The sequence below is a fragment of the Furfurilactobacillus siliginis genome, assembly GCF_001437435.1.
GTDB classification, from domain to species: Bacteria; Bacillota; Bacilli; order Lactobacillales; family Lactobacillaceae; genus Furfurilactobacillus; species Furfurilactobacillus siliginis.
The window spans coordinates 18,596-23,634 of record NZ_JQCB01000021.1 but is presented as its reverse complement, the minus strand read 5'-3'; the positions used below and the strand labels follow the sequence as shown (position 1 = coordinate 23,634).

The following is a 5,039-nucleotide window of genomic DNA, read 5'->3' as shown; positions in this document are numbered from 1 at the left end:
CTCAGCCCTGTCAACTTGACAGGGCTGAGCGCATCCCAAACTCTTTTGTATTGCTATATCAAAGCAATAATACAGAAATACTATAAATTTATATCATATCCGTATCCAAGCCAATGACCACTGACACGATCAAATTTATTATACTGACCATTTATAGGGTAATTCCCAGTAACCATCTCATTAACGCTATCAAAATAATACCAATTTCCATTGATAAACTGCCAACCAGTGGCTAAGACACCATTTTGATTAGCGTAGTACCAGTAACCATCGTTCCAAATCCAACCGTACGCCATATTGCCACTTTCAGTCATAAAGTAGTATACATTTTTCCAACTTGTACGACCAGTTGTGATGACACCATCACTATTAGCAAAATACCATTGACCCTTTACCTGGTACCAACCTTTCGAAACGCTCCCATTATTTCCAAAATACTTCCAGCCATAATCATAATACCAGCCGGTTAACATAGAACCACTTTTATTAAAATAATACTGTGTACCATTAATAAAGCGCGTTCCTGTCTCCATGTCTCCATCTGAATCAAAATAGTACCACGCATTATTAATAAAGCGCCATCCATAAGTACTGGTTCCATTGGAATTTAGATAATGCCAATCCCCCTCGGCATACACCCACCCGGTGCCCATTAAACCAGTATTATCATCTAAATAATATTTATTACCATTAACGTATTGCGCACCAGTTTCCCAGTATTCTCCATCATCATCCCATAAATACCATCCTGAAGGATAGTGCCACCAACTATCAGCATTTGCACTAGTTGTTACAACACTAAGACCAATCCCTAAGCTGGCAACTAATGTAGCAATAAGAACTTTTACATTTTTAAAACAATGCATTTTGCACCTCCAATTATTATTATCTTACTTAGGTATAAATATACATAAAAATCATCCGTTTTAAAATAACCCAAATTACATTTATCAAGTGAACTTTAAATCAATCCCCATAAACCGCCAATAAAGCCTTCATCCGCTCACATACACCGGCGCCAACCCGCAAGTAATTTATCTCATCGGTCTTAATGTCAATTTGCCACGCATCCGTTAAGTCCCATGGATCAAGATAGTTTAATGCCACCGCATCCCCGACATATTCAGCGACAAGTCCGGTAAAATCGGCGTCTGTGACATTATCATCAGCCACTTGACGCACAGTTCCTAAGCTCAGCACGAGTTCTTTACGTAACGCATTTTGTAATAAGCTTCGCAATAATGCATTATCGTCTAAATTAAGTGACGCTTTCGTTTGTTCAATTTGCCACGGGTCAGCATAACCATCGCGATTGGCAGCTTGCTGCCATACCTCAGTGCTACGTAGATAATCAGAACGCAACACAACGCGATTAATAAAATCTTTACTGATCAGTTGTAAGCCGTTAAAGGAGCCATTGGGATCGACTACTTCAAGCAGTACATGTGTGTCATCCTGCTGTAGAATCCGACCCACTGAAAAGGTCTCATCATCAAAGTAATGATAAATCGCAAGTAAAAGTCCGCGGCTCTGCGCGGACTTTAGTTGATCGTTAATTTCTGTCATTTATTTTAATCCTTCAATACATAGTTATGAATCAATTCTGCCATGGCGCCTTCATCATTAGTCGCCGTGGTCTGCACATCTGCCAGCTTAGCCACTTCTGGTACCGCATTAGCCACTGCTGCACCAATACCGGCCGCTTCAATCATTGGTAGATCATTAAAGTTATCACCAACGGCCATGGTCTCTTTTTGCGCTACATTTAGCAGCTTGGCTAATTGTAACAACGCTTGTCCCTTATTGACACCCTTACGATTAAATTCGATATAGCGTCCTGATGAAAAAGTTACATCCACCTGCTCACCAAAACGAGCCATGACATAATCTGCCAATTCATGTTGGCGTGCAACGTCTGGTGTTTCAAAGATAACTTTCATAATTGGTTGGTCCTGTAAGAAACTGATATCTGGTGTGGTTAATTTCTCAAATGACACCTGCCGTGATTTCATATACGCAGCATCAGTTGGTGTCTGATGATAAATGTACAGCTTCTCTAACAGATACACATGACAACTAACATCATCAAACGTCCGTCCTGCATCAAAGACACCTTGAGCAAGTTCAAACGGTAAGCCGTTGGTCGCAATTACCTTGTCCCCGGCATTTTCCAAAATTGCGGCGCCATTAAATGAAATCTTATACTGACCTTCTTTTTGCGCTAACCCCAATGCCGTTAAGTTGTCTTCAAACGACTTATAGCCACGGCCTGAATTAGGCACAAAGTACACACCCGCTGCCGCTGCTTCCTTAATGGCAGCGATGTTTTTTTCGCCTAACGTGCCATCTGTATTTAACAATGTTTCATCTAAGTCACTCGCAATAATTTTAATCACTGTTTTCGCCCCTTTGTTAGTCATCTTCAGCATACCGAAAATTCGTGAGTTTGACAATGATGTAACCGATTTCGTAAGGTGTAGAATGAAGGTGTAAAAAATAATGGAAAGTAGGTCTTTTTATGACAAAAGTTTATCTTTCTGCACAATTTCCACAAGTTGTGACTGATCGCTTGGAACAAGCTGGACTAACTGTCGGCATGTTTACCGGTGAGGGTGTTATCGATCATGATACCTTACAGGCAGCCGTGACAGACGCTGATATTTTAATCACCGCGTTATCCACACAAGTTGATGCGGCCATCATTGAACACGCACCAAACTTAAAATTGATTGCAAACTACGGTGCTGGCTTCAATAACATCGACGTTACGACAGCCCGTGCGCATAATATCCCCGTCACGAATACACCTGGCGTTTCCACCACCTCAACGGCTGAAGTGACGGTGGGCTTAGTTCTTAGCATCATGCATCGGATGGCGGAAGGCAATCGCCTCATGCGTGGTGAAGGATTCGATGGTTGGGCACCTTTATTCTTCTTAGGACACGAATTGGCTGGCAAAACTGTGGGTATCATCGGATTAGGCAGCATTGGGCAAGCAGTTGCTAAGCGCCTAAAGGCATTCGATATGACCATTTTATATACACAACGCCACCAGTTACCAGCTGCTGAAGAACAAGCGCTATCGGCTACTTATGTAGATCAAGCGACATTGTTACAGTCGTCTGATATCGTAACCGTACATTTGCCACTACTGCCTGCCACCAAACATTTGATCGACGCTGACGCACTCGCACAGATGAAAGATACCGCCTACCTCATCAATGCTGCTCGTGGCCCAATCATCGATGAAGCGGCAGTCTTACAAGCATTAACGACCAATCAACTAGCTGGTGCAGCCTTAGATGTTTATGAAGCTGAACCAAACGTTGCTGATGCGTTTAAACACCTAGACAACGTTGTCTTAACACCTCACATTGGTAATGCAACGGTGGAAGCCAGAGACGCCATGGGTGAAATTGTGGCAGCTAATGCCGTTGCTGTTGCCCAGGGTAACCAACCAAAATTTATCGTTAACAACTAATTTTTTCGCAGGAAGCCCTTTTCAGCACCGGTTGCGTCGGCTAAAATGACTACTGTACGCAATTATATCTGGAGGGATTCACCATGTGGAAAGAATTTAAAGAATTTATCTCACGCGGAAACGTGATTGATTTAGCAGTCGGGGTTATTATTGGGTCGGCTTTTACGGCGATCGTTAAGTCATTAGTATCAACTTTGATCAATCCGTTACTTGGAATCTTCACTGGCAGTATCGACTTTTCTAGTTGGGTGGTTAAGATTGGTTCAGCCAACTTCCGCTTTGGGAGCTTCATCAACGCAGTCATCAACTTCTTGATCATTGCGTTCGTCGTTTTCTTACTCGTCAAGGCAATCAATCGGATCATGCCTGCCAAGAAAGAAATCACACCAGCCGAAAGTACGACTGATCATTTGTTAGCTGAAATTCGTGATGAATTACGTCAACAAAACGGCCATACAGACGCCGATGATGTTGATTCATCAGACGACAACACAAATCAATAATTTTCATATCTATCAAAGTGTTTGGGACATCTTGTTCCAAACGCTTTTTTGATTTACGAATTTAAATAGTGAAACGTGGGACAAAAATCAAGTTGCTGGGCAGATTACGAGTGATACCGACTTTTGTCGACCTCACAAGCCCTAGTACCATATAAAAAGTCACATATATTTATTTTTAAAATTTCATTCTTTGACGCAGCGCTTCTTTGCCCCTAACAAACACACAAATTGTCCACAATTATTCCAGCATCTAATCGTAAAATATTGTACTATATGTGGTAGCGTGAAAAACTTTGAACGAGGAGATCTTATGGTGATAATTACCGCAGGAATGATTGGGGTTGGGAAAACCACCCTTACAGGCTTAATTGCAGACCACTTGAACACGAAGGCATTTTTCGAACCCGTTGGTGACAACCCGGTTTTGCCACTCTACTATAAGGATCCAAAACAATATGGATTCCTACTCCAAATTTTCTTCTTAAACAAACGTTTTTCAATGATCAAGCGTGCGTTAGCAGATGATAATAACGTGTTAGACCGTTCCATCTATGAAGACGCGCTGTTCACCAAGGAAAACAACAAGGAAGGCAATATTTCCGATACGGAATTAGATGTTTACCTTAAGTTACTTGATAACATGATGAACGAACTTCAAGAATTGCCAAAAAAGGCACCAGACTTGATGGTTTATTCTGAAACCGACTTTGAAACGATTCTTTACCGGATTAAGAAGCGTGGCCGTGACTATGAACAGTTCGACAACGATCCTAATTTGCGGGACTACTACTACAAGATGTGGTCAGCTTATAAAGAATGGTTTGCAGCCTACGATGCATCACCAAAAATGAAAATTGATTTGCAAAAGTACAACCTTGAAGATCCAAAGAATGTAACCGAAGTTTTAAATGAAATTGACGAACGTCTAGCTGCGATTCGTAAATAAACAAAATAGGGTTCGAGACAAAAATCACTTTTGTCTCGAACCCTATTTTTTGATTTACGAACTTAAATAGTAGAAAACGTGGGACAACAGTCAAGTCGCTGTGCAGAGG

General features: G+C 41.5%; 6 protein-coding genes. 3 read left to right on the top strand and 3 right to left on the bottom strand.

Annotated elements, in window-relative coordinates:
- Positions 1–80 precede the first annotated feature (80 nt).
- The 3 genes from IV55_RS09620 to IV55_RS09610 all read right to left on the bottom strand — a co-directional run bounded on the left by IV55_RS09620 (position 81) and on the right by IV55_RS09610 (position 2,396).
- On the bottom strand, positions 81–866 hold the full coding sequence (locus tag IV55_RS09620; RefSeq protein WP_057811662.1) for a hypothetical protein: 786 nt from the start codon (positions 864–866) through the stop codon (positions 81–83).
- A 100-nt stretch (positions 867–966) separates the two neighbouring features.
- On the bottom strand, positions 967–1,566 hold the full coding sequence (locus IV55_RS09615) for a hypothetical protein (RefSeq protein ID WP_057811660.1): 600 nt from the start codon (positions 1,564–1,566) through the stop codon (positions 967–969).
- 5 nt (positions 1,567–1,571) lie between these two features.
- The gene (locus IV55_RS09610; protein WP_083484017.1) at positions 1,572–2,396 is read right to left on the bottom strand and encodes a Cof-type HAD-IIB family hydrolase; all 825 of its coding nucleotides are present in this window, start codon (positions 2,394–2,396) and stop codon (positions 1,572–1,574) included.
- Between the two features lie 122 nt (positions 2,397–2,518).
- Between IV55_RS09610 and IV55_RS09605 the strand changes: the two genes are divergently transcribed.
- From IV55_RS09605 to IV55_RS09595, 3 genes are all read left to right on the top strand, one after another.
- Entirely contained in the window at positions 2,519–3,481 is a 963-nt protein-coding gene (locus IV55_RS09605) for an NAD(P)-dependent oxidoreductase (protein WP_057811658.1), read from the top strand.
- Between the two features lie 83 nt (positions 3,482–3,564).
- Entirely contained in the window at positions 3,565–3,984 is a 420-nt protein-coding gene (gene mscL / locus IV55_RS09600) for a large-conductance mechanosensitive channel protein MscL (RefSeq protein ID WP_057811655.1), read from the top strand.
- Positions 3,985–4,294: 310 nt separating this feature from the next.
- The gene (locus tag IV55_RS09595) at positions 4,295–4,930 is read left to right on the top strand and encodes a deoxynucleoside kinase (protein WP_057811653.1); all 636 of its coding nucleotides are present in this window, start codon (positions 4,295–4,297) and stop codon (positions 4,928–4,930) included.
- Positions 4,931–5,039: the final 109 nt, after the last annotated feature.

Excerpts from the sequence above, each read along its gene's own strand:
- IV55_RS09620 (WP_057811662.1), bottom strand. The coding sequence starts at position 866 with ATGCATTGTTTTAAAAATGTAAAAGTTCTTATTGCTACATTAGTTGCC.
- IV55_RS09615 (WP_057811660.1), bottom strand. The coding sequence starts at position 1,566 with ATGACAGAAATTAACGATCAACTAAAGTCCGCGCAGAGCCGCGGACTT.
- IV55_RS09605 (WP_057811658.1), top strand. The coding sequence starts at position 2,519 with ATGACAAAAGTTTATCTTTCTGCACAATTTCCACAAGTTGTGACTGAT.
- mscL (WP_057811655.1), top strand. The coding sequence starts at position 3,565 with ATGTGGAAAGAATTTAAAGAATTTATCTCACGCGGAAACGTGATTGAT.
- IV55_RS09595 (WP_057811653.1), top strand. The coding sequence starts at position 4,295 with ATGGTGATAATTACCGCAGGAATGATTGGGGTTGGGAAAACCACCCTT.